Source organism: Catenuloplanes japonicus (genome assembly GCF_000717135.1).
Taxonomy (GTDB): domain Bacteria; phylum Actinomycetota; class Actinomycetes; order Mycobacteriales; family Micromonosporaceae; genus Catenuloplanes; species Catenuloplanes japonicus.
In genome coordinates this window covers 21,663-46,584 of record NZ_JNXY01000011.1, presented here as the reverse complement: position 1 = coordinate 46,584, position 24,922 = coordinate 21,663, and the positions used below count along the sequence as shown (strand labels likewise).

The 24,922-nt window shown below is 69.1% G+C and carries 25 protein-coding genes; 10 read left to right on the top strand and 15 right to left on the bottom strand.

From position 1 onward, the window contains the following. Nucleotides 1-30 precede the first annotated feature (30 nt). Nucleotides 31-492, top strand: a complete 462-nt coding sequence (locus OP04_RS18180) for a MarR family winged helix-turn-helix transcriptional regulator (RefSeq protein ID WP_033340918.1) — start codon at nucleotides 31-33, stop codon at nucleotides 490-492. Between the two features lie 13 nt (nucleotides 493-505). Here the strand turns inward: OP04_RS18180 and OP04_RS18175 are convergent, their stop codons facing one another. The 4 genes from OP04_RS18175 to OP04_RS18155 all read right to left on the bottom strand — a co-directional run bounded on the left by OP04_RS18175 (nucleotide 506) and on the right by OP04_RS18155 (nucleotide 5,840). Then, complete coding sequence (locus OP04_RS18175) at nucleotides 506-1,849, bottom strand: GGDEF domain-containing protein (RefSeq protein WP_033340917.1); 1,344 nt, start codon at nucleotides 1,847-1,849, stop codon at nucleotides 506-508. A gap of 498 nt (nucleotides 1,850-2,347) precedes the next feature. Further along, nucleotides 2,348-2,848: a hypothetical protein gene (locus OP04_RS18170; protein WP_157239987.1), complete on the bottom strand. Its 501-nt coding sequence runs from the start codon at nucleotides 2,846-2,848 to the stop codon at nucleotides 2,348-2,350. A 1,279-nt stretch (nucleotides 2,849-4,127) separates the two neighbouring features. Further along, nucleotides 4,128-4,376, bottom strand: a complete 249-nt coding sequence (locus tag OP04_RS18160) for a DUF6221 family protein (protein WP_033340914.1) — start codon at nucleotides 4,374-4,376, stop codon at nucleotides 4,128-4,130. Between the two features lie 339 nt (nucleotides 4,377-4,715). After that, a complete protein-coding gene (locus tag OP04_RS18155) occupies nucleotides 4,716-5,840 on the bottom strand; it encodes an SMI1/KNR4 family protein (RefSeq protein WP_051798233.1) in 1,125 nt (374 codons plus the stop codon). A gap of 350 nt (nucleotides 5,841-6,190) precedes the next feature. Between OP04_RS18155 and OP04_RS18150 the strand changes: the two genes are divergently transcribed. Further along, nucleotides 6,191-6,553, top strand: a complete 363-nt coding sequence (locus tag OP04_RS18150; protein WP_033340913.1) for a DUF2200 domain-containing protein — start codon at nucleotides 6,191-6,193, stop codon at nucleotides 6,551-6,553. 90 nt (nucleotides 6,554-6,643) lie between these two features. On the opposite strand, the gene OP04_RS18145 is transcribed toward OP04_RS18150, so the two are convergent. Next, on the bottom strand, nucleotides 6,644-6,955 hold the full coding sequence (locus OP04_RS18145) for a hypothetical protein (RefSeq protein WP_033340912.1): 312 nt from the start codon (nucleotides 6,953-6,955) through the stop codon (nucleotides 6,644-6,646). Nucleotides 6,956-7,177: 222 nt separating this feature from the next. Here OP04_RS18145 and OP04_RS18140 point away from each other — a divergent pair, with 222 nt between their 5' ends. Beyond that, complete coding sequence (locus OP04_RS18140) at nucleotides 7,178-7,573, top strand: pyridoxamine 5'-phosphate oxidase family protein (RefSeq protein WP_033340911.1); 396 nt, start codon at nucleotides 7,178-7,180, stop codon at nucleotides 7,571-7,573. 149 nt (nucleotides 7,574-7,722) lie between these two features. Here OP04_RS18140 and OP04_RS49785 read toward each other — a convergent pair whose 3' ends face one another. The 4 genes from OP04_RS49785 to OP04_RS18120 form a co-directional block, all read right to left on the bottom strand. Beyond that, a complete protein-coding gene (locus OP04_RS49785) occupies nucleotides 7,723-8,514 on the bottom strand; it encodes a hypothetical protein (RefSeq protein ID WP_051798230.1) in 792 nt (263 codons plus the stop codon). Nucleotides 8,515-8,642: 128 nt separating this feature from the next. Further along, the gene (locus OP04_RS18130) at nucleotides 8,643-12,245 is read right to left on the bottom strand and encodes a S8 family serine peptidase (RefSeq protein ID WP_085066567.1); all 3,603 of its coding nucleotides are present in this window, start codon (nucleotides 12,243-12,245) and stop codon (nucleotides 8,643-8,645) included. Nucleotides 12,246-12,445: 200 nt separating this feature from the next. After that, entirely contained in the window at nucleotides 12,446-12,838 is a 393-nt protein-coding gene (locus OP04_RS18125) for an ester cyclase (RefSeq protein WP_033340910.1), read from the bottom strand. A 71-nt stretch (nucleotides 12,839-12,909) separates the two neighbouring features. Next, nucleotides 12,910-13,515 (bottom strand): TetR/AcrR family transcriptional regulator, encoded by a 606-nt coding sequence (locus OP04_RS18120; RefSeq protein WP_033340909.1) that lies wholly within the window; start codon nucleotides 13,513-13,515, stop codon nucleotides 12,910-12,912. A gap of 165 nt (nucleotides 13,516-13,680) precedes the next feature. On the opposite strand from OP04_RS18120, the gene OP04_RS18115 reads away from it, so the two are divergent. Both OP04_RS18115 and OP04_RS18110 read left to right on the top strand, forming a co-directional pair. Beyond that, on the top strand, nucleotides 13,681-14,652 hold the full coding sequence (locus OP04_RS18115; protein WP_033340908.1) for an aldo/keto reductase: 972 nt from the start codon (nucleotides 13,681-13,683) through the stop codon (nucleotides 14,650-14,652). A 274-nt stretch (nucleotides 14,653-14,926) separates the two neighbouring features. After that, the gene (locus tag OP04_RS18110; RefSeq protein WP_033340907.1) at nucleotides 14,927-15,385 is read left to right on the top strand and encodes a GNAT family N-acetyltransferase; all 459 of its coding nucleotides are present in this window, start codon (nucleotides 14,927-14,929) and stop codon (nucleotides 15,383-15,385) included. Between the two features lie 450 nt (nucleotides 15,386-15,835). Here the strand turns inward: OP04_RS18110 and OP04_RS18105 are convergent, their stop codons facing one another. After that, nucleotides 15,836-16,447: a TetR/AcrR family transcriptional regulator gene (locus OP04_RS18105; protein WP_033340906.1), complete on the bottom strand. Its 612-nt coding sequence runs from the start codon at nucleotides 16,445-16,447 to the stop codon at nucleotides 15,836-15,838. 79 nt (nucleotides 16,448-16,526) lie between these two features. Between OP04_RS18105 and OP04_RS18100 the strand changes: the two genes are divergently transcribed. Together OP04_RS18100 and OP04_RS18095 are read left to right on the top strand one after the other, a co-directional pair. Beyond that, on the top strand, nucleotides 16,527-17,264 hold the full coding sequence (locus OP04_RS18100; RefSeq protein WP_033340905.1) for a hypothetical protein: 738 nt from the start codon (nucleotides 16,527-16,529) through the stop codon (nucleotides 17,262-17,264). 11 nt (nucleotides 17,265-17,275) lie between these two features. Beyond that, nucleotides 17,276-17,656: a DoxX family protein gene (locus OP04_RS18095; protein ID WP_033340989.1), complete on the top strand. Its 381-nt coding sequence runs from the start codon at nucleotides 17,276-17,278 to the stop codon at nucleotides 17,654-17,656. A 164-nt stretch (nucleotides 17,657-17,820) separates the two neighbouring features. On the opposite strand, the gene OP04_RS18090 is transcribed toward OP04_RS18095, so the two are convergent. Further along, a complete protein-coding gene (locus tag OP04_RS18090; RefSeq protein ID WP_051798228.1) occupies nucleotides 17,821-18,972 on the bottom strand; it encodes an exo-alpha-sialidase in 1,152 nt (383 codons plus the stop codon). Between the two features lie 291 nt (nucleotides 18,973-19,263). Here OP04_RS18090 and OP04_RS18085 point away from each other — a divergent pair, with 291 nt between their 5' ends. Beyond that, entirely contained in the window at nucleotides 19,264-20,091 is an 828-nt protein-coding gene (locus OP04_RS18085; RefSeq protein ID WP_033340904.1) for an alpha/beta fold hydrolase, read from the top strand. Nucleotides 20,092-20,237: 146 nt separating this feature from the next. On the opposite strand, the gene OP04_RS18080 is transcribed toward OP04_RS18085, so the two are convergent. Beyond that, nucleotides 20,238-21,155 (bottom strand): AraC family transcriptional regulator, encoded by a 918-nt coding sequence (locus OP04_RS18080; protein ID WP_033340987.1) that lies wholly within the window; start codon nucleotides 21,153-21,155, stop codon nucleotides 20,238-20,240. A gap of 232 nt (nucleotides 21,156-21,387) precedes the next feature. On the opposite strand from OP04_RS18080, the gene OP04_RS18075 reads away from it, so the two are divergent. After that, nucleotides 21,388-21,690 (top strand): DUF1330 domain-containing protein, encoded by a 303-nt coding sequence (locus OP04_RS18075; RefSeq protein ID WP_033340903.1) that lies wholly within the window; start codon nucleotides 21,388-21,390, stop codon nucleotides 21,688-21,690. 6 nt (nucleotides 21,691-21,696) lie between these two features. Here the strand turns inward: OP04_RS18075 and OP04_RS53425 are convergent, their stop codons facing one another. Both OP04_RS53425 and OP04_RS49780 read right to left on the bottom strand, forming a co-directional pair. Beyond that, a complete protein-coding gene (locus OP04_RS53425; protein ID WP_157239981.1) occupies nucleotides 21,697-22,890 on the bottom strand; it encodes a LolA-like protein in 1,194 nt (397 codons plus the stop codon). Nucleotides 22,891-22,969: 79 nt separating this feature from the next. Then, entirely contained in the window at nucleotides 22,970-23,686 is a 717-nt protein-coding gene (locus OP04_RS49780; RefSeq protein ID WP_232323635.1) for a sensor histidine kinase, read from the bottom strand. Here OP04_RS49780 and OP04_RS53420 point away from each other — a divergent pair. Then, complete coding sequence (locus tag OP04_RS53420; RefSeq protein WP_157239979.1) at nucleotides 23,675-23,830, top strand: hypothetical protein; 156 nt, start codon at nucleotides 23,675-23,677, stop codon at nucleotides 23,828-23,830. The two genes, OP04_RS49780 and OP04_RS53420, sit on opposite strands and share 12 nt — an antisense overlap. A 39-nt stretch (nucleotides 23,831-23,869) precedes the next feature. Here OP04_RS53420 and OP04_RS54665 read toward each other — a convergent pair whose 3' ends face one another. Further along, nucleotides 23,870-24,055, bottom strand: coding sequence for a hypothetical protein (locus OP04_RS54665; protein ID WP_033340901.1), 186 nt, complete (start codon nucleotides 24,053-24,055; stop codon nucleotides 23,870-23,872). Nucleotides 24,056-24,922: the final 867 nt, after the last annotated feature.

Below are 24,922 nucleotides of genomic sequence, written 5' to 3'. Positions count from 1 at the left end.
GGTTGTCGACCGAACCGGGAGGGCGAGGCGATGGAAGAGTCCGCGGAACACGTGATGGCGGCCCTGCGTGCGTGGGGTGTCGCCTTCAACGAGTTCGGCCGCCGCTTCGGCCGCGACGCCGGGCTGCACGTCACCGACGCCGAGGCCCTGGTCCTGATCGTCGCCGCCGAGGACAACGGCACGGCGCTGACCCAGTCGGCACTCAGCCGCCGCATCGGCCTGACCAGCGGCGCGACATCATCCCTGCTCAACCGGCTGGAAGAGGCCGGGCACATCCAGCGACATCGCGATCGCGCCGACCGGCGCATGGTGACCCTGCGCTCGACCGAGACGGTGCACCGCCGGGTCGACGCGTACTTCCACACCGTCGGCGCCGACCTCGCCACCGCCATGACGCGCTACGACCAGGAGACCCTCGACCGGCTCACGCACCTGGTGAAGGACATGACGGCCGTCATGGAACGGCACCTCACCCTCCCCGACACCGACTGACCGCCCCCAGCGCTCAGGTCACGCCGTCGGTGATCAGGTCGCTCTCCTCGGCGCGCGCGGCGACGGTGTACCGGTCACGGCCGTCACGCTTGGCGACATACAGCCCGGCGTCCGCCCGCGCCGTGACCTGCTCGGCCGACTCGTCGCCGCCGTCCCAGACCGCGAGACCGGCGGAGAACGTCTGCCCCTCCGGGGTCACGTCACGCAGCCGCTCCACGACGACGACGGCGTCACGCAACTCGCCGTCGAGAATCAGGCCGAACTCCTCCCCGCCGTAGCGCGCGATCAGATCGGCGGCCCGCAACTGCCGCTGCCAGGCCGTCGCGGCCGCGCACAGGAGCACGTCGCCGGCCTGGTGGCCGCGCAGATCGTTGTACCGCTTGAAATAGTCGATGTCGATCAGAGCCACGACCAGAGTGCCACCGGTACGCCGGGCGGCCGCGAGACGCCGTTCGAGCTCGAGATCCCAGGCCCGCCGGTTGGGAATACCGGTGAGCCCGTCGAGGTAGGCGATCGACTCGAGCCGGTCGGCCTGGTCCTGCACGATCCGGATCAGCCCGACCATCCGCACGATGACCAGACCGAAAACGGCCATCGAGCAGACCGACGCCGCCAACCAGTCCACATCCCCGTCCGTGAGAAGGCCGTCAGCGATCTGCAGCGCCGGGCAAAGCAGACAAGCAGACCCGATCAGCACGGTACGCCCGAGGCCGACACGAACGGCCGGACCGGCGCCGTCGGCCTGCAGGGCCGCCATCGAGGGATGCAGGGCCGCACCACCGAGCATCGTCTCGGCCAGGATGATGCTCGCCGCGACCGCACCGTTCGGGACGTCGTGCGCGGCCTGCCACACCCAGACCGCGTGCCCGAGGCTCTGCGCCGCGCAGAACGCGATGAACTGCCAGAAGGCGGGGTTCCGCCGGGCCGAGGAGACCAGCATCCGGACGAGGCAGGCGAGCAGCAGCAGATCGGCCAGCGGATACGCCAGGGTGATCAGCCTGGTGTCCAACGGCATGCCCGGATCGATCAGGTCACGCACGAAGAACAGCCAGACACCGAGCCCGAGCGCCCCCGCAACCATCAGCGTGTCCAGGATCCCGGCCAGGTCACGACGCCAGGACAGGCCGTTGACCAGAAGCATCGACGCGGCGACCTGCACGGGATAGCAGGCCAGCCAGAACGCGTCAGCCAACGACGGAAAGGTCAGCTCACCGCGCCACGTCAGATCGAGGACGACGGCCGCGCCACCGAGCAGGCCCAGGACCGCCGCGACCAGCAGCAGAACCCAGGGCAGCCTCCGGGCCGGCCGATTGAGCCGGATCCCCAGCCCGATCGCGGCCACGACCAGAATCGGCATCCCACCCTGCACCACACCCGTCACGGGCGAGTCCGCCGGAAGAAACACCCGGGCCAAGGTCGACACGAGCCCGACGGTGACAAACCCGGCCCACAGCCAGCTGCCCCGTCCGACCTTTCGCACATCCTCCTATCGGCTCCCGCCCGCCGAGTTGAGCGCTGTCCGGATTTTGTACCCGACGACACCGGTCACCTCGTTCGGAATCACCCGCCGAGCTCCTCGTGGCGGACAATTCCACGGCGATGTCAGGCGCTGGCCTGGGCGGCCCGTTCGGCGAATCCCGCGAACGAGGTGGCCCCGCAGCCGACCACGCGGCAGAGCCGGCCGACCGGCCAGCACCGACGGCTGCCACCGCAGTCAACCCAGCGCCCTGACGCACCCTCTCGGAAGGACCGGATCAGTCGAACAAGCGATTCGATCGTCGCCACGCGCCACCTCGTGACGGCATTCCGATTCACAACCCGGCCGCACGTCATCCGACACTGCCCTCTCGCGGGTTCAGTCACCGCTGTGGCCGACGAAGAAGATTGCTTCGGGTGTCACGCCCCGGTAGCCGATGACGTAGGTGCCGTGCCAGCGGTCGTACAAGTCCAGTTCACCGGTTGCCGCCACCTCGGCAACCGCATCCGTGCTCGGCGTGCGAGTTCCGAAAAGGTCGTCGAGTACCTCATCGGGAACCGGCGCGACCGCGAACATGTCGGCGACGTCCGACACGGAGCCCATGTCGATAACCGAATGGGTGCCTGACTCGGGCTGGATGAATCGGAGAGTATCGGGATCGCTCGGCTCGCCGGCACGGACGGCCCGCCATAACGGCCGCGCATCCGGCTCGGCCAGCGGCCCGAAATCGTCCACGAGCCACTCGACGAACTCCTCCTCCGTCATCGTCAGGGCCTGAGGGAGATCGTCAGTGCGGTAGAAGTCACCACTTCGGAAGGCATCCCACCTCGCGACCTCAAGGGCGGCGGCGATGTCCGGCTGGTACACGACCCGGCTCACCCATGACGAAGCTCCCACAGATCCCCCTCTTTGAATTCGCCACAGCCTAAGGGAACGCCCGGCTGCCCCCTGAGGCATCCGGTGCTGCCGCCATCCGTGTGTTACGGCACGGTGGGTGCCGGGAGCGGGCGGGCCTGCAGGGCTGTGGGGACGTCGCCGCGGTGGCCTGGTCACGGATCGGGCGCTGGTCGGGCTGGATCCCCCACTTCTCGTTCGCAAATCGCCAGAAGAGGCTATGACTTCGGGCACGGGCCGAACGATGCGGTCGTCGTGGCCGGTCGCGGACCAGTGCTCGATGAGTATGTGCCGGGCACCGAGATCGCGGGATGGCTGCGGGCGAACCCAGATGACGTCGATCGGGCCCGCGGTTGCTACCGGCACGGTGGTGACCGCCAGGTCGTGCATGGACATGAAGCCGGCAAGGCGGTCCGCTGGTGTCCCTCCTTGATTTGCCCCACGGCTTCCGCGACGAGCACCAACGGCAATCCGCGCAAGCCATCGTCATGCAGCGCCTAGCTGACGACCGCGAGCAGGAGGAATGCCGCGTGCTGATGAAGTTCTGGTGGCAACTCGCTATGCCTTATGAGGACAGGAGCGACCCACTCGCGTGTCGCCGACAACACGCGGCTCAGCGTGGGGTCGGTGGCATCTGACAGTGTTTTCGGGAGCGATAGTGTTTCCGCCTGCTAAGACGGCGATCGTCGATCCCACCACGGCAGCGCAGAGGGCAGGTGAGGGTCAAGGATTGTACGCCGGCGGAAGTCGTCGTCGTGTTTGCTGATCAGCCGCACCAAGGCTTTGGCCGTTGGGGCGTTGACAGCATTCAACGCCTCTTCGAGTAAGGCCCGAGGGTGCCGGCCACAGCAGCAACAGGGCAGAAATATTTTGGTCGAAGGCCGTCGAGCTATCGTCTGCCAACTGATCAGGGCTTCACCGACCGCTCCTGGCCAGAGTCCTTGCCGGGCCCAGTCGCGTGCCGCCTTCAGCTCGATTCTGCTGATCTCGTACTGACTGTGGCGGTCGAGGCCTGGGACATGAGGTACGTGGTGCCACGACGCTTTGGGAGTGTGAGCTTGCCGAAGCATGCCTGGCCGCTTTCGCGGCATAGCGCCTTTTTCGTAGAAGAGGTTCTGCCGCCGATCATAACGAGGTCCGACGGTAGAGCAACACGGCGAGGCTCACTCACGTGCCGCTGGTCGAGCGGTTGCATGCGTTCGGCTTCCAGCCGTCGTGGTCGGTTCGGCCTCGACCTTGGTGTGTTGTCCGTGCTGTCGGCGGGCTACAGCGCCCACCCGGGGTGGTAGCCGGGTCGGTCGGCGTAGGCGGAGGCCAGGGCGCGCAGGGTGTCGCACGGCGTCTCTACCGGGGCCCGGTCGTGGTCATCGAGGGTCATGTCGCCGCAGGAGGTACACCAGCCGAGCCCGTCATCGCGGTGCATCTCCAGGATCGCGCGGTGCGCGGCGGTCACGGCGTCAGGTTCCCGGCCGCCGTCGAGCTGGATGTGTAGCCAGGTGACCAGGTCGGTCATGATGCCTCCCGCGTGTGGACCACGACCGACGTTACGTGCGGAGCACCGCGAGTCGGTGAACGGGTACCAACGGGCGCCGGAGGCGATCGGGCGGCGGCCGGCGTCGGCACATCAACGAGCCGGGACCGCCGGCCCGAGTCATGGATGTCGACGGGGGCGCCGAGCCGTCTCGATGCGCATGATGTTCTTCGGGTCGGCGTGGCTGCACTACGACCGGGCACACAAGAACCTCGCCCGGCACCCCTAACCACACGGCCCCGGCACATGACAGCGGGTTATCGGCCGGACCGCGCGACTCTGCCGGTGAGCGCGCACGTAGCCATGGTCATGCCGGTCCGATCAGTGGCCTTGTGTTCTCGGAGTGGTGACGATCCAGGTAGCCCGCTGCGGCGTGACGAGGGGCCTCAGCACCGGATCGGTGAGCAGCATCAACGGCGTAATACACAGGGGATCGTCGCTGTGCCACCGTGGCAACGCGGCGGCTACGACCGACCAGGCTGCTTCGGTGTCACCTGAACGGGCGAGTTCGCGGGCCTGCTCAAGTGCTGTGGTGAACTCGGACGGCTCAGACTGTCCCGGCGCACCGTCTGTCTCACCAAGTACTTCCGTCACGAACTGCTGGGCCCATGCGCTCGGCTCGCGCTGCAGGAACAGCGGCACAAGCTCGGCACGTACCCGTCCTGCGCCGACAGCTTCGACGACGTGCGGGTGGGCCAGTACATCGTTTCGAATCCTGTGGTGCACCTGAGGCTGCAGGAACGCCGCCATGACGACGGCAAGGTACTGCCCTGTTCCGGAGCCCTTGCGGGCTGCCGACTCGAACCGCTCTGCCGCTCCTTCAGCGTCGCCTCGTAGGGCCAACCGGCGCCCCTCGTCGACAAGCTCCGCAGCTCCTGCGGGTTCGACTGCCCGCCCCTCTCGGGCACTGAGCGCCTCGAACGACTCCCGCTCGGCGACGACCAGATCGGCGAACGAATCGAAACGGTCGCCCAGACCCGGATACCACGACGCCCAGACATACGCCGCCCACTCCCCGTTGTCGTTGACGTCCGCGGGGTCGAGGAGCCAGTAGCACGCGTCCGCGTCGGCGGACACCAGCAGCGCTCGGGCCATCAGCTCGTCGTCCTCGTCACCCGCATCGCACAGTTCGGGCTCGATGTCGCGCAGCCATCCGACGTCGGCGGTAGTGCGCATCGTCCAGACGAACGGCCCCATCTCGAGCCACCCGTCAGAGGCTTCCAGGAAGGCGCGGTACCCCGCGGGAAGGGTCATCCCCAGCCGCTCCTCAACGGCGGCGAGCGCATCCGGACCCGCGCCCGCGAATCCGAGCCACCCAGAGGCCAGCCGTTCGTCGCCAAGCCGATGAAGCCGATCAACGTCGGCGACACGGAGGAAATCCGCGCTGTACTCCGCGAGGTAGACCTGCCACTGCTCGGCCGTAGAGGGCCGTCTGCTCAAAGTCACGCCCTACCTTACGGTCACCCGCAGAGCGCTCGATCACGCCGCGGGTCGCGCGCGGCCGGCCTCATCGAGCAGGCATCCGGATCCGCCGCCGAGTGGGCACCGCGACTGACGGAGGGCTGTGACACGTGCGACGCCAGCCGGCATAGGCCTGGCACACGCTCGTGCCGATGAGAGTGCGTGGTTGTGCCGAGAGCCAACTACCCGCGGACTAGGCTTGATCAGTATTCGAGCCGGGGCTGGGCTGCTGGTCGATCTCGATGGGTTTCCGCTTCGGCACGGGTTACTGCATCATGAACCTTGCTTGACAACCAAGTCGTAACAGGTGCGCTTGACGCGGAAGGAATAGTGGCATGAAAACGGATGACAAGACTCTGAAGCGGGTCTACCGGATGCCGTTCTCCGCGGTGTATCCGCACTACGTGACGAAGGTGGAGCGCAAGGGCCGCACCACAACCGAACTCCATCAGGTCATCACATGGCTGACCGGCTTCGATGACGCCGACATCGAGCGTCACTTGGCGCAGGAGACCTCGTTCGAGGAGTTCTTCGCGGGCGCGAGCCTGAACGTCAATGCCTCGCTGATCACCGGCGTCGTGTGCGGCGTGCGGGTCGAAGACATCGAAGACCCGGTGATGCAGAAGCTGCGCTACCTCGACAAGCTGGTCGACGAGCTGGCCCGAGGCAAGGCCATTGAGAAGATTCTGCGATCCTGATCGCTGCTGGGCGGCTCGGCATGAGGTCCAACGAGTTCCTCGAGTGTCGAGGCATCCGGATCTGCCGCCGATAGCACGTGGCTGGTGGAGTCAGCGCGCCACGAGTTCTTCCTCGCCGGCGTAGAGGTAGATCCACCCTGACATCTCGGCGGCCTCTGCGGCTGGCAGGTACAGGTGCCAGCTCCCGAGGCCGCGCCGTGTGCGCAGTCCGTGCGGTGGCCTGCCGTCATCACCACGTGAAACGATCTTGATCTTGCCGTCCGAAGGGCCGCCTCGCAGACGCACGCCTACCTCACCGTGCACCACTTCGCCGCGTAGCCAGCGCCCAATGATTTCCCGGTGCGAATCGACATCGGCCATGCTGCATTCGAACATGCCGCTGCCGATTCCGCCCGAAGGCATCAGGGCGATCAGGAGACAACTCTCATGCCGCAGTCCGGGCGCGCCGAGCGCGTCGCTGGCATCCGGATCTGCCGATGAGCGGATGGCCGATCTGGGGCAGGTTCCGGTGGTCGACAGAATTCAGGAGCGGTGTCAGCCCGTGATGGTTGGCCACTTCCCGGCCGGCAGATCGGTGGGTCACCACCAGCCACCGCTCAGGACATCGGTGAGAGGATGCACACCATGTCCAGCCGACTTGATCAGAGTGTTCTCGAACGACTGGACCGGGAACCGCTTGCATGGTTGTGCACGCTGCGGCGGGACGGGAGCCCTCACCAGACCCCGGTGTGGTTCGTGTTCCACGATTCGACCTTGTGGATCTGCAGCGCCGAGAAGAACCGGAAAGTACGCAACGTGCTCCTTGACCCGCGGGTGTCCGTGGCGCTGGAGGGCGGAAGCGCGCCAGTTGTGGCGGAAGGCCGGGTAACGCTTCGCCCGTGTGATTTCTCGCCGGAGGTCATCGACCGATTCAGGACCAAGTACGACTGGGACATCACTCTTCCGAACGAACAAGAGGGCCCGCGGGTGCTGCTGGAGATTCCCGTCGCACGCTGGCTGCTCGCAGGCGTCGCACAGTAACGTCACCGGGCTGCTGCGGGCTTGCACCACCAGACCGAACCAGCAAGGTCACGCGCACGGATCTGCCGCGGAGCACACGCGCCCGCATCTCGAGGTGTGATCGCGCCGGATGTGGGTGGTCAGCGTCGGCCTGCCCGTGCGAGTGGCGTTTACCTGAAGGCGTTCGTGATCAGGCGTCGGTCGCTGTGCGTCAGTTCTCCGTCGAGGCCGCGGTGGGCGTGCGTCCCCAGGCACATCAGCGCGTTGTCGGCTGTGGTCCATGCGCAGTTGTGGGTCCAGAAGCGAGGGCTGTTGAGTAGCTCGTCGGCGATCTGGTGTGTGTGGGACCTGGCGCCGACGGCGGTGAGCGCAGTTGCGACGGTCTCGGTGGCGTCGGCGGGGCGGGCGCGGTAGGCGCAGACCGGCGCAAGGAGCACGAGTCGTTCGGCGGGTGTGTGATCGGTGTCGAGCTGATGGGCAGCGGCGATCAGCTCAGGCCAGGCGAGTGCGGGGCCTCGGAAGTGTCCGTCCATTGTTGCGAGAGGTATCGCGTCGCGTCCGGTGCCGGGGGCGAGGACGTAGTCGACGCCGCCGTCGTCCGGGAAGTTACGCATGATGATGTGCACTCGGCCGGCCCCGGCAAGGCGCAGTGAGAACACCGGCCACTCGTTCTCGTTCAGGAACGTGTCGATGACGTCGTTCAGGTCGGCGGGATCGATGCCGAAGGCGTGTGGTGCCGATGCGGAGCCGCCCACGGTGTGCAGGAACGCAGGCCAGAACAGGTCGTTCGCCATGATCGCGGACCCGTCGAGCAGCGGCGATTCGACGAACGGCGGCTCGTACCCATCGAGGTAGCCAGCGATGATCACCGCGCGATCATCGCAAGTCACCGCGATGGTCGCGGCGGAGAGTGAGCCGGTGACGCGCGCGTCGGCGGGGCCGGCGTTCCTGCCGTCAGGCACTGTGCGGCTGGTCAGTCGGTGGCGGCTGGCAAGGGGGTGCCTCGGTCGACGCCGCGAGGTGCCGATCGAGGACGTGCGGCCCGCACAGCGGCTCGGGCGCCCACAGCACGCCCGAGCCGCTGTGCGTCTCACCGCAGGCCGAACGCCCGCGTGATGCGCTGTTCGACCGTGTTGCCCCGGGTGTCGCGGGCGCTGGTGCGCAGCGTGACGAACTGGGCTGTCCTGGGCGCGGTGATCCGGGTGCTCCAGCCGTTCGGCTGCCGGCGCACGGTCGCCTTGTGCCAGGTGGCGCCGTCGTCGTACGAGACGTCGAGTGTGACCGTCCGTACGGTTCCGGGGCCGGTCGCCGTGGCCAGGGTGGACGTGGCGATCGTCAGGTCGAAGGTCCGTTTGGCCCGGCCGTCCCGGTCGGTGTCCACGTCGTAGTCGAGCTGGATCAGCGGTGGGCAGGACACCGTTCCCGGCTTCACGTCACCGGACGTGAACGACCACTCGGTGCGGGTGCTGGTCGAGTAGGGCCCGGCCCACGTGTCCCGCTTGTTCTCCGACACCAGCCGGTACGGGAGCACCGGTGGTTGCAGCGGACCGGCGACCAGCAGCGCGTTGTACCGGTCGTTGGCGCTCACCAGCTTGTCGCCCTGGTAGAGGGTCAGCCGGTTGTCGACGCCCGGGTTGTCGGGTGTGCTCCCCACGTGTGCGGCGCCGGAGTCGCCCCAGCCGGGGATGTTGGCGAAGAACCAGCCGCCTTCCTGGCGGAAGATGTTGAGCCCGTCGGGCTCGTCCACCAGGCGGGGCCGCTGCACCGGGCCGAACCACCGCTCCTGCTGGACCGAACCGGCCCGGTACGCGGTCGGCGCGGTGTGCTGGGCCTGCTCCCCCGGCAGCACCACGTTGGTGACCCACTTCCGCCCGGCGGTGACCCAGTCCGTGCGGTCGCCACGGGCCGGAGCCTCGGCGTAGTCGAGGAACATCACCAGCCCGAGCGAGTCGACCTCGGAACGCTGCTCGATCGCACGGCCCTGGCGCCAGTTGTCGAACGACATGTCGACCCGGGCCAGGCTGCCCGGCGTGGCCCGGTAGGAGAGGTCCGCCGGTACCGCGCCGACGTAGTCGGTGACCAGGTCGTAGGCGTACTCGGTGACCGGGTGCGAGGTGACGTCCAGCCGCACGCCGCGCTCGCGCTGGATACGGGCGATGAGCTTTTCACCCTCGTCGCGGGTGAGGGTGGCGACGGTGACCGGTGGCGGGTCCGTCGGCATCCAGACCGATCCGGGCCAGGGTTCGAGGCGCCCGGGACCGTCGTTGACGACGACGAGCAGCTTGGCGCCGGCCGCTGCCGCCGCGACCGCCCGGTCCTGGATCGAGGTCGCGCCGCCGGCCCGGACGACGAGCGCCTTGCCGCGCACGGCGCCGCCCAGGACCGCGTCGAGGCTGCGCACGGTGGCCGGCAACGGTGTCGCACCTTGCCGTACCCGCAGGTCGTCGTAGCCGGCGACGGTCAGTTCGGGCTGGGCGAGGCGCCAGCGTGCCGACGCGGTCAACGTGCCGTCCGGGACCTTGCCGGTCGGCAGCACCCAGACGCTGTCGTAGTGCGGTCCCGGGTACCACGCGTCCAGCCACGGATTGCCGCCGGTGATGTCCCGGATGAGCGTGAACCGGGACGCGGTCACCGTGGACGGCTGCGGGGTGGTCGCGGTCAGCCGCTTGGCCTTGGCCGAGTCGAAGACCACCGTGCGGTCCCCGTTCAGCGCGATGCCGACGACCGGGAGGACGGCCAGGCCCATCGAGCTCGGCCCGTGGGTCCCCTCGACGTCGCCGGTCAGGTAGGCGGTGTACGTGCCTTCCGGCAGTCGCAGGTCGAGCGCCCCCGTCTCGGGGATCAGCTGGATGACCGTCTTGTCGCGGCTCAGCACGACGACGGTGCCGCCGAGCGGTTTGCCGCCCCGGTCCCGGCCGCGCAGCGCGAGCTGATAGCGGGCGCCTTCCTTGCCGCCGCCGACGGAGGTGCGCAGCCCGCCGGTCGCGGTCACGTAGCCGGAGAAGGTCTGCTCGGCCGGCACCTTGTCGAACGACGTCGTCGCGGTCACCGTGGCGGTGCCGTGGGCCGGGACGGTGATCTGCTTCGCCGACAGGGTGATCAGGTCGAGGGAGGAGGCCAGGTCGAGCGTCACCGGGGTCGCGCCGATGTTGGTGTAGGTGATCACCCGGTCGACCGGGCCGGTCGGCGCGTCGGGGTAGGACGGATAGCCGAAGTTGACCGCGCCTGTCGCGAAGACCGTGGCGCTCGCCGTCGCGGCGACGTCGAGCCGGCCCGTCCCGCCCTGGTAGGCGTTCAGGTCCGGGGTGGCCTTGGTCGTGCTGACCAGGGCGTCCTTGAGCTGCTGCCCCTTCAGCTCGGGGTGCGCCGCGGCGACCAGTGCCGCGGCGCCGGCGACGTGCGGCGTGGCCATCGACGTGCCGCTCATCGACAGGTAGGCCCCCTCGCCGTCCTCGCTGAGGTGGGAGCGGGCGGCCAGGATGTTCACGCCGGGCGCGGTCAGGTCGGGTTTGAGTGCCCGGTCGCCGGCCCGCGGCCCCTGGCTGGAGAAACCGGCGAGCACGTCGTGGCTGTCCACGGCGCCGACGGTCAGCGCCGCGTCGGCGGCGCCCGGCGTGCCCACGGTGGACTTGCTCGGGCCCGAGTTGCCGGCCGCGATGACGAACAGTGCGCCGGTCTCCTCGCTGAGCTGGTTCACGGCCACGCTCATCGGGTCCGTACCGTCGGTCGGGTCGCCGCCGAGGCTCATGCTGACGATGCGGGCGTGCTGGTCGCGGACCGCCCACTCCATGCCGCTGATGATCCACGACTCCTGGCCGTTGCCCTCGTTGTCGAGCACCTTGCCGACGTGCAGGCGGGCGCCCGGCGCGACGCCGCGCTCCTTGCCGCCGGACGCGGCGCCGCTGCCGGCGATCGTGGACGCGACGTGGGTGCCGTGGCCCATGCCGTCCTCGACCGACTCGCCGGGCACGAAGGACGTGGCCGCGGCCACCGCGTCGGCCAGGTCCGGGTGCCCGGCGTCGATCCCGGTGTCGAGAACGGCCACGTCGACACCGGTGCCGGTGTTGCCGTTCTGCCAGACCTCTGGCGCGCCGATCTGCGCGGTGCTGTCGGCCAGGGCGGCCTCGACCTTGCCGTCCAGCCAGATCTTCTTGACCCCGCCGGCCGATCGGGCGCCCGGTAGCGCGCCGATCGCGGAGTCCAGGAACCGGCCGGAGCGGTCCGCGGTCAGCGCGGCGCCGCCGATGCTGTCCAACGGCCGGGAGGCGATGACACCGGGCACTGCCGCAGCGGTACGCATGGCGGTGGCCGGGTCGTCGTAGGTGACGATCAGCGGGATGCCGGAGCTGTGCGCGTCGTCGTAGCCGTAGGCCACCAGTTCGGTGACGTTGAACAGGTCCTCGTCGAGCAGGCCGGAGGCCAGGTGACGGAAGGCGTCGTGCGGATAGACGTACGTGTCGCCGTCCTTGACGTTCGACAGGTAGCCGGCCGGCTGGCCCGCGGGGTTACGGACCTGGACGCCGCCGTCAGGGGCGACGGTCACGATGTCGCCGGTGATCAGGGTGACGGTGGTGGCCGGCGCGCTCTCGGGCGGCGGCGGGGACGGGGCGGCGTGGGCTGCCGAGGGGACGAACGTGACCGAGCCTACGGTCAGCGCGACGAGCCCGAGCCCACGCAAGCGTGACAGTGACAACGAAACCTCGCGGATGTTCGATGAACCGAGCACCGCTCACTATGAGGATCTTCGATTACATTGTGATCAACGACCCGTATCAGGTGGACTTGTCCGACCTGACGACGATCCGCACACCGTCGTCGGGGGTGTTGGGGTCAGTCACTCGGCTCGTCGGCACGGCGCAGGAGCCGGGCGCCCGCTGGACGTGTCCGGAGACGTCAGGCGGTCAGCTGACGGAACATCTCGGCCGAGTCGTGCAGGTTGGTCATGTGGATGAACCTGCCGTCACGGACCTTGTAGATCGCGTACTCGACGATCTGGAATGAGGCTCCGGACGGCCGGACGCCGAGCCATTCCTTGGCCGGTGTGCCGGTGTTGGTCAGGCGGACGGCGATGCCGTCGCGGTCGAACAGCATCTCACGGATCTCCCAGTGGATGTCCGGCACGGCGTCGACGATCCCCTCGAGGACTTCGACGACGGCGTCCCGGGTGCCGGGCTCGCCGCCGAGCAGGACCTCGTCGGAGATGAACTCGTCCAGGCCGCCGAACTCGTGGGCGTTGAGTGCCGCGATGTATCGCAGATACAGGTCGTGCAGGCCGTTCTCGGTCATCAGCACTGATCCTTCCGTACGGAATCGGCGTGGTGGAGGTGATCGTGAATGCACCGCAAGATGCACGGCGGTCACGTCGGCCAGGCGAGCAGCGCCGTGTCGACGATCTCGTCGAGCACGTCGGGCCCCAGGCCGTTCGCGGCCTGGACGGCGATGCCGAAGCCCGTCGTCATGACGTACCGGGCGAGGCGTCCCGGGTCGGCGTCACGCGAGAGGTCGCCCTCCTCGACGGCGCGCCGGAAGCGCGCCTCGAGCTGGTCGCCCGCGTCGATGCGCCAGCCGACCAGCACGTCGTGCGCGGGCCGGCCCTGCTCGCTCAGCGCTAGCGCGCCCTGCACCGACAGGCACCCCGCCGGGCGGCCGGGCGAGGTCGTCGTCCGGACGGCTCCCCGGAGGAACGCCTCGGCCACCGCGCGGGCGGTGGGCTCCCGCAGGGCGCGTGTCGCGTAGGAGGCCGGCCCTTCGGCGTAGCGCTGCACGGCCTTGCGGAAGAGCTGTTCCTTGTTGCCGAAGGCGGCGTACATGCTCGACTTGGTGATCCCCATCGCGCCGGTCAGGTCCGTGAGGCTGGTGCCGTCGTACCCCCGCGCCCAGAACACCTGCATGGCCCGCTCCAGCGCCTCGTCGACGTCGAACTCCCGGGGACGGCCGAACACTGCGCTCTGGGATCCGCTCATGGCGACATCCTCCTCGATTCGGGGTCGACAGGGTCTACAGCCCTCCATGACCAGCTCTTTCGTCTTCACCGGCGACTTTACTCCCGATCGGTCCAGATGTGCTAGCGTTCTGGACCGACCGGAACTTAAGTCGGTCGCGTTCACCGCAGGAAAGGGATCACCACGATGAGAACCACCACGCTCGGCGGACTGGAGACCTCCCGCGTAGGCCTGGGCGCCATGGGCATGTCGGTCTTCTACACCGGCGCCGGCCAGCGCGACGACCAGTCGATCCGCACCATCCAGCGGGCCCTGGACCTCGGCGTCACCCACATCGACACCGCCGAGGCGTACGGCCCCTACGTCAACGAGGAACTGGTCGGCCGCGCCATCAAGGGACGCCGGGACGAGGTGATGCTCGCGACCAAGTTCGGTCACGTATCGCACACCGGCCGGCCGGGCAACGACAGCACCCCGGCCAACATCCGGCTCGCAGTGGAGGGATCACTGCGCCGCCTCGGCACCGACCACCTGGACCTCTACTACCAGCACCGAGGCGACCCGGACACACCGATCGAGGAGACCGTCGCCGCACTGGCGGAGCTTGTGGCCGAGGGGAAGATCCGCCACATCGGACTGTCGGAGGCCGGACCCGCGACCATCCGGCGGGCACATGCCGTTCACCCGATCACCGCGGTGCAGTCCGAGTACTCGCTGTGGGTCCGCGACCCCGAGGCCGAGGTGCTGCCGGTCCTGCGCGAGCTGGGCGTGGGCCTCGTCCCGTACTCCCCGCTGGGCCGCGGGTTCCTCACCGGCGGCATCCGCACGCTGGACGACCTCGACGCCGACGACTGGCGCCGCACCAACCCGCGCTTCGCCGGCGGCAACCTCGAACGCAACATGCGCATCGTCGACGAGGTCCGCGCCGTCGCCGCCGAAGCCGAGGCCACCCCGGCGCAGGTCGCCCTCGCCTGGCTGCTCGCCCAAGGCGACGACATCGTCCCCATCCCCGGCACCACGCGCATAGACCGGCTGGAGGAGAACGCCGCCGCCGACCGCATCAGCCTCACCGACGGCCAGCTCGCCCGGCTTCACCACCTGACGCCGGCCACCGGCGACCGCTACGACGAAGCCAACATGGCCGCCCTCGGCCACTGAGCCGGTCGGCACGCCGGGTCGTCCCGAGGGGCCCGGGTATGCCGACTGAGCATGATCGGGACGCTGGCGCCGCAGACCCGGGAAACCGCTGTTCAGACGCGGATCACCGTCACCGAGGACGCCGGGCCGGGGCGGCGCGGCCGGGCCGGCCACGCCCGTTCCCATGCCACATCGGCATGGGCGCCGGGCTGGTGTCCGGCCGCGCGCCCCGGCACAGTCGAGCGGTCGCCCGCAGCGGCGTCACGCACCACCCATCACCACCGATCGGAGCACCATGAGGTTCACCGTCGCCGAGGAGCCGTACGACGGCGCCGACGGCCAGCGACTGGTCCACGCGATGGCCGCGGACATGATGGCCCGCTACCACCTGACCATCGCGGACGACCCGGAGCCGCTGGAGGCCGAGGACTTCGGCGTGTTCGTCATCGCCCGCGACCCGCAGGGCACGGCCGTAGGCTGCGCCGCGCTGCGCTTCCTGACCAGCGACACCGCCGAACTGAAGCGCATGTACGTGGTGCCGGAAGCACGCGGCACCGGCGCGGCGACGGCCGTCATCCGCACGATCGAGGAACTCGGCCGGGCCCACGGCACCACAATCATCACACTCGTCACCGGTACGGCACAGCCGGAGGCGGTCCGGTTCTACCAGCGCGAGGGCTACCGGCCCACCGACGGCTTCGGCGCGCTCGCCGGCCACCCGGCCGCGGTCTTCCTGGCCCGCGAGCTGTCCTAGCACCACCGACCCAGTCGAGGAGACCTGTCGGCAGATCGTCAATGCCGGCAGTTTTCCTGAACACGGTAGGTGGTGGTCGGGATTCCGCTGTATCCACCGAGCTTCGTACGAGTAACGGTAATTCGCCCCGTGCACCCCGGTCGGTTCCGTGGGCAGGAGTGATTCGGAGGGCCGGAAAGGAGCATCCTGGCCACTCCGACCACCGTGGCGACAGCGATGCCGACGGCCAGCAAGAACACCATGAGTTCACGCTACGAACGGCAGACATGTGATCGCCAGACCCACGACCGGCCGTCACGCTGCACAACTGTCCGGCTGCGACGCCGCCGGACACCGGACGTCGTTCGCCCCGAGCCCGGCGCAGGCGCGGTGGGCTCCGATGCGCCGTTCCTGCCGGCGTCCGCGATCGGAGACGACCGGAACACGGCGCTGAACGCCGGTCGCTCTATGTCATGGCGTGTCACCGGCGGGGGCGTGCAAGGCCGGCAGTAGCACGTCGTCGACCAGCGCGACCGCGGTGGCCTCGTCGAGGCCCTGGTGCAGCAGCGCCACGCGGTGGAAGGCCACGGCCGGCACCAGCCCGGCGATGAGGTCGACGGGCGTCGCCGGGTCGACGGCGCCGCGCGCGATCCATCGCGCGAGGACCGCACGCAGGGCCTCCACCGGCGGCTGTCCGATCGCGGCCTGCGCGGCGTCGCGCAGTTCGGTGTTGCGTGACGCCTCGGCCAGGACGGTCGCCAGCGCCAGGGCCGCCCGTGCGCTCGGCGTGATGTAGTGCCGCACGCAACCGAGCAGATCCTCCCGCAGCGAGCCCGTGTCGGGAATCGCGACCGGGCTCTGCAGGTTCTCCGCGGCCGCGACGACCAGGGCGGTCTTGCTGGGCCACCGCCGGTAGATCGCCGCCTTCCCCGTTCCCGCGCGCTTGGCGATGTCCTCCAGTTTCGCCGCCGCGAATCCGCTGCGGGCGACCACCTCGACCGTGGCGTTCAGGATCGCCTGTTCGAGCACGGGATCGCGGGGGCGCCCCGTCGGTGGCGGGGTCTCGGAGTCTTCCGTCGTCATGCCTGGCATCTTACGGGACCCGGAGGTACCGTAAGTCTTACGGGACTCACCGGTCCCGAAACTCGTAGAGGGGATTCCCATGAGCACCGCAGACCTGACGCTCCAGACCACCGCCGACTCGCACGTCACCGCCGTCATCGAACGACTGGAACTCGGCACACCGGAGGAGATCGACCCGGCGATCGGCCCGCAGCCGCCGCACCGGATCCCGCGCCGGACCGCGCAGCAGTCCCAAACCCTGCCCACAATCACCCAGCGGGTACGCCGGTGGCGCCGACTCGACGGATTCCGCGGAGCCGTCGTGCTCGCCAGCCGCGACCACAACCGCATCACCGTCTACAGCCGGTTCGACAGCGACAGCGACACCGGCACCGCGCCGCGGATCCTGGACACCGACGACGCGCTCGGCATCCCCGCACGCACCCTGGACCTGCGCACCTACGACCTCGCGTGGCGCGCCGGCAACGAATCCCCGACGACCGTCTCACTGCCGCACACGCCGGTGGTGCACTTCGGCCTGTTCACCGTGCTCGACGACCAGGCCGACGCACTGCTCGAGAAGATCACCGCGCACGCACCGGCGTCCCTGGTCACGCCCGGCCTGCGCACCATCAACTTCCACGTCAGCCACGACCGGCAACGCCTGGTCAACGTCGGGACGTGGTCCGGCTTCGACCGGTTCCACGTCCTGCTCGACCAGCCCGGCTTCACGAACGGCGGGAAGTACTTCGACGGGCTCGCCACCTTCGAGAACGACTACTTCGACGTCGTCGACATCGTCAGCGAGCCGGTCGCCGCCGCCCACTCCCGCCGCTGAGAGCCGCCGCCATGAACCTCGTCCTGTGGACCGTCGCCGTGCTGCTCGGCGCCGCCATGCTCGGCGCCGGCGGCATGAAACTCCTCCGCTCCAGGGCCGCGCTCGCCGCATCCGGGCTCGGCTGGGTCGACGACTTCTCACCGGGCACCGTGAAGATCATCGGCGCCCTCGAGGTCGCCGGCGGCCTCGGGCTCGTCCTGCCCGCCGTCACCGGCACCGCCACCGTCCTGGTACCGCTCGCCGGACTCGGCATCGTGATCGTCATGATCGGCGCCGTGATCACCCACGCCCGCCGCCACGAGTACCGGATGATCGTCGCCAACATCGTCCTGCTCGCCCTCGCCGCCGTCGTGGCGTGGGGACGGTTCGGCCCGTACGCCTTCGTCTCCTGACCCGGGCGCCCCCGTCGGGCGGGACGACAAACCGGCCGGGGCGACGGCACCACCCGCACCGACCCCGACCGGAAGAACGCCCGGAACTCCGTCGGCCCCGGCACCCGGCTTGTCCGGCACGATAAAGCGGTGGGGGCGTCCTCCGTGAAGGACGCCCCCACCGGTCAGCCGCGGACGAGGTGACCGCGGACGATCCAGATGCCGTTGCGGCCGAGGCCGGTGACGGAGCTGACCGCGAGCAGGTTGTCGTCGTCCAGGACGGTCAGCGAATTCCACAACGCATCCGCCTCGGCGGGCAGGTCCGGGAACGGGGTGGACCGGTTCGCGAAGTTCCGGGCGGCGCCGTCACCCACGTACACCTGCATGTTCGCCACACTGAGATCATGCCGCACCCGGCCCTCCGTGGACTGCACGGACAGCACCGTCTCACCGGTCGGCATCTGCACCAGATACGGCGCACCGGCGTAGACCGCGACCGGCAGCTGCTGGTCACTGCGCAGCGCGGACCAGCGGCTGGACGCGGTGCCCTGCCGCCAGTTGTCCGCCGCGGACGACCACACGATCGCCGGCTTGAACGGGCCGCCCAGACCGTCGTCCTCGATCGCGAACGCCAGCCCCGCGTCGTCCCGCAGCCGCACCGGCACCGGCATGCCGTCACGATGCCCAGCCCGGAACGACACCGCCTTCGCCTCACCCCAGCTGAGCCCGTTGTCGAACGAGCGCATCAGCGTGATCTCCTGCTCGTTCGAGGACCGGTACGGGCTCTCGTTGGCGAAGAACAACTGGATCTCACCCGACGGCAGCTGGATGGCGGCCGGCTCCCACACACCGTTGCCGAACACCGCGTCCCCGATGTACGCGGTCCGCTCGTCCGCCCACGTACGACCGCCGTCCCGGCTGATCCTCGACATGATCGTGTACCGCTGGGCGCCGCCGTCCGAGACCGGCCGGCCGTTCCACAGGTAGAGCAGCCAGCCGTTGGCCAGCTGCGTCACCTCCGCATTGGTGTAGTTGTATCCGCTCGCCTGCGCGACCGTCGTCGCGGCACTCCACGTCGCACCGTTGTCCGCGCTGCGCCGCACCCGCACACCGGGCCCGTCGCTGTAGACCAGCAGCAGATCGCCGCCGCCGATCCGCTTGATCCGCGCGTACGTGCCGGACGTGACGAACTGGCGGCTGCCGCTCTCCCAGCTGATCGTGTCGGCCGGCGTGCTGGCGAACGCACTGATCGTCCGCGGGGCGGTGAGCGCGACCGCGAGCAGCGCGGCTACCGCGACGGCTCGGGTGACGCGGCGGGCGGTCCACGTACCGGACATGTTTCGCCTTTCCCTAACTATCGGCAACCTCTCCCCAAAAGCTCCAAACAGGATGCGCCGCATCCCGCTACGGCACAAGATCGAGCTTCCTCACTCGGCGCCGGACGGCGGGTCCCGCAGTCCGGTGCGGAGGCTTCGCGCACCCTGCGCGGTCTCGGCAGACGCGCACGCCGATCGCCGCGGTCCGGCGTACCGCCGCAGCGCCGTTGACCTTCTCGGCCTTGTCGCCTGGAACGACTGCTAATGTCCGTATCCCGAACGCTGCCGTGGCAGCCCGAGCAGGGAGCCGGATTGACGAAGATCAAGGTCAACGGGGTCACGCTGCACGTGCGGGACAGCGGTGGCGACGGGACGCCGGTGCTGATGCTGCACGGCTGGCCGGACACCGGCGACGTGTGGCGGCATCAGGTCGACGCGCTGTCGGCGGCAGGCTACCGGGTGGTGACACCGGACCTGCGCGGCTTCGGCGAGTCGGACAAACCGGCCGAGGTGGACGCGTACGGCCGGGCCCAGATGGTCGGCGACGTACTCGGGCTGATCGACGCACTGGATCTCGGCCGGGTACACCTGGTCGGACACGACTGGGGCTCGGCCATCGCGTGGATGGTCGCGTTGAACGCGCCGCAAAAGCTCCGGTCACTGACCGCGATGTCGACCGGCCACCCCGTGGCGTTCCGCCGGGCCGGGATCGCGCAGAAGGAGAAGTCCTGGTACATCCTGCTGTTCCAGTTCACCGGCATCGCCGAGGAATGGATCCGGCAGAACGACTTCGAGAACCTGCGCACCGTCACCCGGCACCCGGAGATCGACGAGGTCATCGGCCGGTTCACAGACCCGGCGGCACTGACCGGCAGCCTCAACCTGTACCGCGCCATGACCCCGCCGGAGAGCAACATCGCGCCCGTCCCGACGCTGCCGCCCATCGATCTGCCGACCCTGGGCATGTGGAGCACCCACGACATCGCCCTGGTCGAGGCCGGAATGACCGGCTCGGCGGCACACGTGCGCGGGCCGTGGCGCTACGAACGCGTCGAGGGCGCAGGTCACTGGCTACAACTCGACGCACCGGACCGGGTCAACGCGGCCCTGCTGGACTTCCTCCGCGGACTCACCGGCTGACGACGAGGCCGGCATCGTTCGCAGCCCGGATCCGAGCGATGCGTCGGCGTCTGGCGCGGCAGCCCGGTCAGCCCGATCGCGACTTTCTGCACGCCGCGCTCTGCGACGATCACACGGTCGCCCGCGCCGGGCCGGTCGACACACACTCAGGTCTGATAGTGCTCGCGATCGGCGAGGCTCGGCGTCCGCCGGAACGTGCCCGTGGCCATGCCGAACTCTCGTTTGAATGCGTGGGCCAGGGCGAACTCCGAGCCGTACCCGACCTCACCGGCGATGACCGCGAGCGAGACATCGGTCTGCCGCAGCCGCCGCGCGGCGATGTGCAGGCGCCACCATCCCAGGTACCGCAGCGGCGGCATGCCGACGGTGGTCGCGAAACGACGGGCGAAAGTGCTGCGGGACAGGTTCGCGAGCGCGGCCATCTGATCGACCGTCCACTGTCGGCTCGGCGCCTCGTGGATGTGCTGGAGAACGGTGACGATGCTCGGATCGGCGGCGGTGGCCGAGGAGAGACCGGGGGATTGCCGGTCGATCCACCGGCGCAGGATGTCGACCAGGAGCAGGTCCAGTACCGCCGATCGAACCGCTTGGTCACCTATGCGTCCGCCGGGGTGGTCCCAGGCGATGAGGCTCGTTGTGCGGGTCATCGCCCGGCCTGCGTCGGGGAAATGCACGTAGTCCGGCATCGCGTCGAGCAGAGCCTGGCCGCTGCGTCGGCGTAACTCGTAGGCGCCGCACAGCAGCACGGCTTCTGGCGCATCAGGCGTGCCGTCACCGAGGTCGGGTCCATCGGTGTACTCGTGAGGGAGCATCGCGATGGGCAGTGGCTGGTTGCCGCCCATCGCATGCACCGTTCCACGGGGCAGGAAGACCACATCGCCGGCATCCAGGCGGATGTTGTGCCCCGGAGCGAGGGAGAACCAGCAGGTGCCCTCCAGGACCACATGAAAGCCAGCCCCGTTGTACGGCCCGAAACGGTTGCCCCAGTGCCCGCGGCGACGGGTGCGGCGAAGGAAGGCATCGCCTTCCCGCAACGACATGACGACCTGGCTCAGCACGTCCACCACCCCAGGCTAACAACGCGCCCCACTTCATCTTGACCTTGCCGGTCGGGGCGGTGCGGGCCCTCGATGCCGACCAGGGCGAGGCCTGTAGCACGAAGGCCTTCGCCTGCTCTCTCAGCGCGGTGACCCGGCCGCGCATGAAACCAGGAGTCGTGCGCATGGTTGATCTCCGGCTATTCACCTAGCCTCGATATCCAGGAGTTGATCAAGTGGCAGATTCAGGGAGACATCAGTGACCGCCTACGTCATCATCGATTTGAAAGTCACGGATCCCCAGGGGTTCAGCCAATACGCGCGGGAGGCCGCCGAATTGCTCACCCAGTACGGCGGCCGCAACCTCATGGTCGACATGAAGCCGGTCGCCCTGGAAGGATCTTGGCAGCCGTCCGGCCTGGTCATCCAGGAGTTTCCGGATGCCGGCATGGTGAACCAGTGGTACGAGTCCCCGGAATATCAGCGCCTCAAGGACTTGCGTGAGCGCTATTCCGAGACTGCGATGATGGTAGTCGCTGAGGCCCAGGCTATGGGCACATAGAACGCGTTACCGTGGATAACGGTTGGCCCTGTCCGCAGAGAACACGGCCAGGGTTTGCCCTCTCCGGACCCTGGCGTGTGGTGAGGCCGGCAGTGCGGCTCTAGATGCTGGCCGGCGCGACGCCGACCTCACGGGCGACCTGCCGCAGGGTGAGGGTCTCGGGCCGGCCGAGGTCGGCCAGCAGCTGCGCTCTCCTGACCGTGCGGAACACCGTGCAAACGCCGTCAGCCCCGGCAGGATGCGGATTCGCAGGCTGATCACCGATGAACGCCGCGGGCGCACGGTCACGCATGTCCGTCCGGCGGCGCCGAGAGCACACATATCCCGGCGCCGCCGAACCGTCCATCGTCGAGAGACCGGGACGCTACTGCTGCTGGATGGTGCGCAGCGCAGCCGCTGCCGCCGTCGCGTCGGCATCCGACCCGAGCTCACTACCCGTCGGCGCCCGGCCGGGCGTGCCGCGTCGTACTGGTCGAAGGTGAACGAGACGCTGCCGGCCGGGTACTCCCCCGCCGCGGGATAATCGAATCCGAACTGCCGCAACCGGCCCTGACCGTCGGTCGTCGCACGGAACGACAGCGAGGCCGCCCGATCCCCGAGCGCGGCAACGTGCTCCTTCTCCAAGCTGAACCCCAGCGCTCCCGGGACAACATCGGTCACGTCGACCGTCCCGTCGAACGACGCCGTCCCCTTGCGCGTCACCGTGACCACGCTGGTCACCAGCCCTTCCGCACCGGTCAGGTTCTTCTCCGGACGCATCAACCGCAGCGGCCCGAACGCACCGTCGTTGGCGAGCCCTTTCGCCGGCAGCCACTTCTGCCCGGTCAGCACGCCCGGCAGGTCGGGCGGCAGACCCTCGGTCTGCGAGAAGTCCAGCCGCAGCCACTGCACGTCACCGACCGTGCGATACCGCACGTCGGTGATGTCGGTCGCGCTGTACTTGGCCCGCTGCTGCACCTCCAGCGACCCACTCGGACCGTGCACCACAACCGAGATCACCCCGTCGTACGGCGAGGACAGCTTGAACTCGTAATTCAACGCGTCCAGCGCGGCAACGGAGGCAGCCAGGGCCGTCTTCGGATCAGGCAACCCGGCGCCGGTGGACGCCGCCGATCCCGGCGCCGGCGCATCGGACGGGCCGGCGCAGCCGGTGAGAGCAAGAACGAGAGCGGCGAGCGTAGCTATGCGTCCCCGTGACATGGGTCGTCTCCAGTGCGCGAATCCTGCGGAAGCACGGGGAGCCTAGCGGCCCCATATGACACAAGTCGGTCGGCCACGGCTACGCGGACCCCATCCGCGCGCCACCGTCACCAGGGCTCGCCTCCTGCCGATGATCACACCACCGACAGCACGCCAGCACCCGCGAACACCCCCGGGATCTCCCCACCACGTGCGCCGCAGGCTGTCCCATGCGTGGCGCGACCAGTCCCATGTCGTAGGCGAAGATATCGAGCTGGATCCGGTCGCCGCCCGACTCGACGATCCGGCGGGTGGCCTCGATGCCGTCCACGCATGCCGACGATGCCCTGCCGCCGCCGGGCTGCGCGGCGGGCCGACCTGTTCCGGGACCGGTGTCGGTGACCCGGATGCGGACCCGGCCGCGGTCGGCGGCGATGGCCACGGCCGCGGCGGCGCCGGTCCCGGCGTGCTTGAGCGTGTTGGTCGGCGCCTCCTGCACGATGCGATAGAAGGCCAGTTGCAGGCCGCGGCCGAGCGCTTCCACGGCGCCGTCCATCCGGCAGGTCACGGTCAGCCCGGCCGTCCGCAGGCTGGGCAGCAGCACCGCAAGGTCGGCGATCCCAGGTTGCGGGCTCAGCTCCTGATCATCGTCGTCCTCGAAGAGGACATCGACGGTGCGGCGCAGTTCGTCCAGTGTCTGTCGGCCGGTCTCCGCGATCAGCCGCAGCGGCCTGGCCGCCTGTCCCGACCGGTTCTCGGCGAGGGTCACGCCGCCATCGGCGAGCCCGACGATGACGGAGACGTGATGGCCGATCACGTCGTGCATCTCGCCGGCGATCCGGGATCGCTCGGCGGCGACAGCCTGGTCAACATGATCGCCTGGTTCCAGGGACACCCCGCCGCCTACGAGAGGGCGATCGGCGCCACGATCACCGGCTTCCGCCGGGCTTACCCGGCATGACTTCTCGGCGCCTCGGGTCAATCGACGCCCATTCGGTCCTTATTTGCGGAGGCGGTCGTGAAGGTAGTTGAAGTACAGGTGGGCGGCCGACGAGAGCATTATGACGACGGGAAAGGCATAGAGTTTCAGAGGCACCGGAACACCGGACCGCAGCGACAACGCCGCGATGGAACCGATGAATACGACGCAGGACACTATGATCAGCCAGTCGAGTATCCGCACCATGCCTGGTTTCCTTCCATCCGGCCGCCGAAGGCCGACGACACGCATCACAAAGCCGCAATTACCAGGGTGATCTGTCTAGGTGTCTCACCGGCTCCCGCACCGGGAGAGGACGGGATCCGGGTGAGATACGCGAAGACCGGCTCGCCGGCATGCGCAGAAACAGGCTGCGGACCCACAGGCACGGAAGCGGCCGGAGCATCGCGTCGGACCACGGCCGGCGCGCACGACCACCGCGAAATGATCGCTCCCCACACGCGAGAACCGTTGCAGGCGTCCATAATCCGGGGCCTTTCAGGTGAGCGGCACCGATGCAGCCGACGGGTCCCGTAGACCGGAAGCCGGGACGGGCAGGTCAGACCGCGCCTCGTCGGTGCTCGGCCTGAGGCCGTACGCACCCGGAGCCGACGGACATCAGGCCCCGTCGAACACCGCATCGGGACTCCTCCCCGCACCCGATTCCGGGTGCGGGGGCGCCCACGCCCGGTCAGTCGATATCTCAGCACCAGCCGAGGCCCGATCGCGCCGTCCGCACGACCGGCGCGATCACGACGGCCGCCGTCCCTGACGACGGCCCGGCCCCGTCCCGCACCGACGCGTCCGGACACAGCGCGCGCCTCCTCACCCACCGCCATGGACCCACACGATCGACCGTATCGACAATGAGGGATGCACCGTGGTGGTCGATCGACCACCAGTCCACCGGTAACAGGCCGCGCTCCACCACGAGGCTGACACACCCGGCACGGGTCGGTGAGCCGGACTGGTCGAACTCGGCGTCGGTGCGGCCGGCCGCGGGTGAGCGGCCGGCGCCGGAACCGCAGCACGAGCGACCTTATGGGCCGTTTATACAGCGACTCCTATGTTCGC

Excerpts from the sequence above, each read along its gene's own strand:
- OP04_RS18180 (WP_033340918.1), top strand. The coding sequence starts at position 31 with ATGGAAGAGTCCGCGGAACACGTGATGGCGGCCCTGCGTGCGTGGGGT.
- OP04_RS18175 (WP_033340917.1), bottom strand. The coding sequence starts at position 1,849 with ATGCCGATTCTGGTCGTGGCCGCGATCGGGCTGGGGATCCGGCTCAAT.
- OP04_RS18160 (WP_033340914.1), bottom strand. The coding sequence starts at position 4,376 with ATGACCGACCTGGTCACCTGGCTACACATCCAGCTCGACGGCGGCCGG.
- OP04_RS18150 (WP_033340913.1), top strand. The coding sequence starts at position 6,191 with ATGAAAACGGATGACAAGACTCTGAAGCGGGTCTACCGGATGCCGTTC.
- OP04_RS18145 (WP_033340912.1), bottom strand. The coding sequence starts at position 6,955 with ATGCCTTCGGGCGGAATCGGCAGCGGCATGTTCGAATGCAGCATGGCC.
- OP04_RS18140 (WP_033340911.1), top strand. The coding sequence starts at position 7,178 with ATGTCCAGCCGACTTGATCAGAGTGTTCTCGAACGACTGGACCGGGAA.
- OP04_RS18125 (WP_033340910.1), bottom strand. The coding sequence starts at position 12,838 with ATGACCGAGAACGGCCTGCACGACCTGTATCTGCGATACATCGCGGCA.
- OP04_RS18120 (WP_033340909.1), bottom strand. The coding sequence starts at position 13,515 with ATGAGCGGATCCCAGAGCGCAGTGTTCGGCCGTCCCCGGGAGTTCGAC.
- OP04_RS18115 (WP_033340908.1), top strand. The coding sequence starts at position 13,681 with ATGAGAACCACCACGCTCGGCGGACTGGAGACCTCCCGCGTAGGCCTG.
- OP04_RS18110 (WP_033340907.1), top strand. The coding sequence starts at position 14,927 with ATGAGGTTCACCGTCGCCGAGGAGCCGTACGACGGCGCCGACGGCCAG.
- OP04_RS18105 (WP_033340906.1), bottom strand. The coding sequence starts at position 16,447 with ATGACGACGGAAGACTCCGAGACCCCGCCACCGACGGGGCGCCCCCGC.
- OP04_RS18100 (WP_033340905.1), top strand. The coding sequence starts at position 16,527 with ATGAGCACCGCAGACCTGACGCTCCAGACCACCGCCGACTCGCACGTC.
- OP04_RS18095 (WP_033340989.1), top strand. The coding sequence starts at position 17,276 with ATGAACCTCGTCCTGTGGACCGTCGCCGTGCTGCTCGGCGCCGCCATG.
- OP04_RS18090 (WP_051798228.1), bottom strand. The coding sequence starts at position 18,972 with ATGTCCGGTACGTGGACCGCCCGCCGCGTCACCCGAGCCGTCGCGGTA.
- OP04_RS53425 (WP_157239981.1), bottom strand. The coding sequence starts at position 22,890 with ATGTCACGGGGACGCATAGCTACGCTCGCCGCTCTCGTTCTTGCTCTC.
- OP04_RS53420 (WP_157239979.1), top strand. The coding sequence starts at position 23,675 with ATGGCCGATCACGTCGTGCATCTCGCCGGCGATCCGGGATCGCTCGGC.
- OP04_RS54665 (WP_033340901.1), bottom strand. The coding sequence starts at position 24,055 with ATGGTGCGGATACTCGACTGGCTGATCATAGTGTCCTGCGTCGTATTC.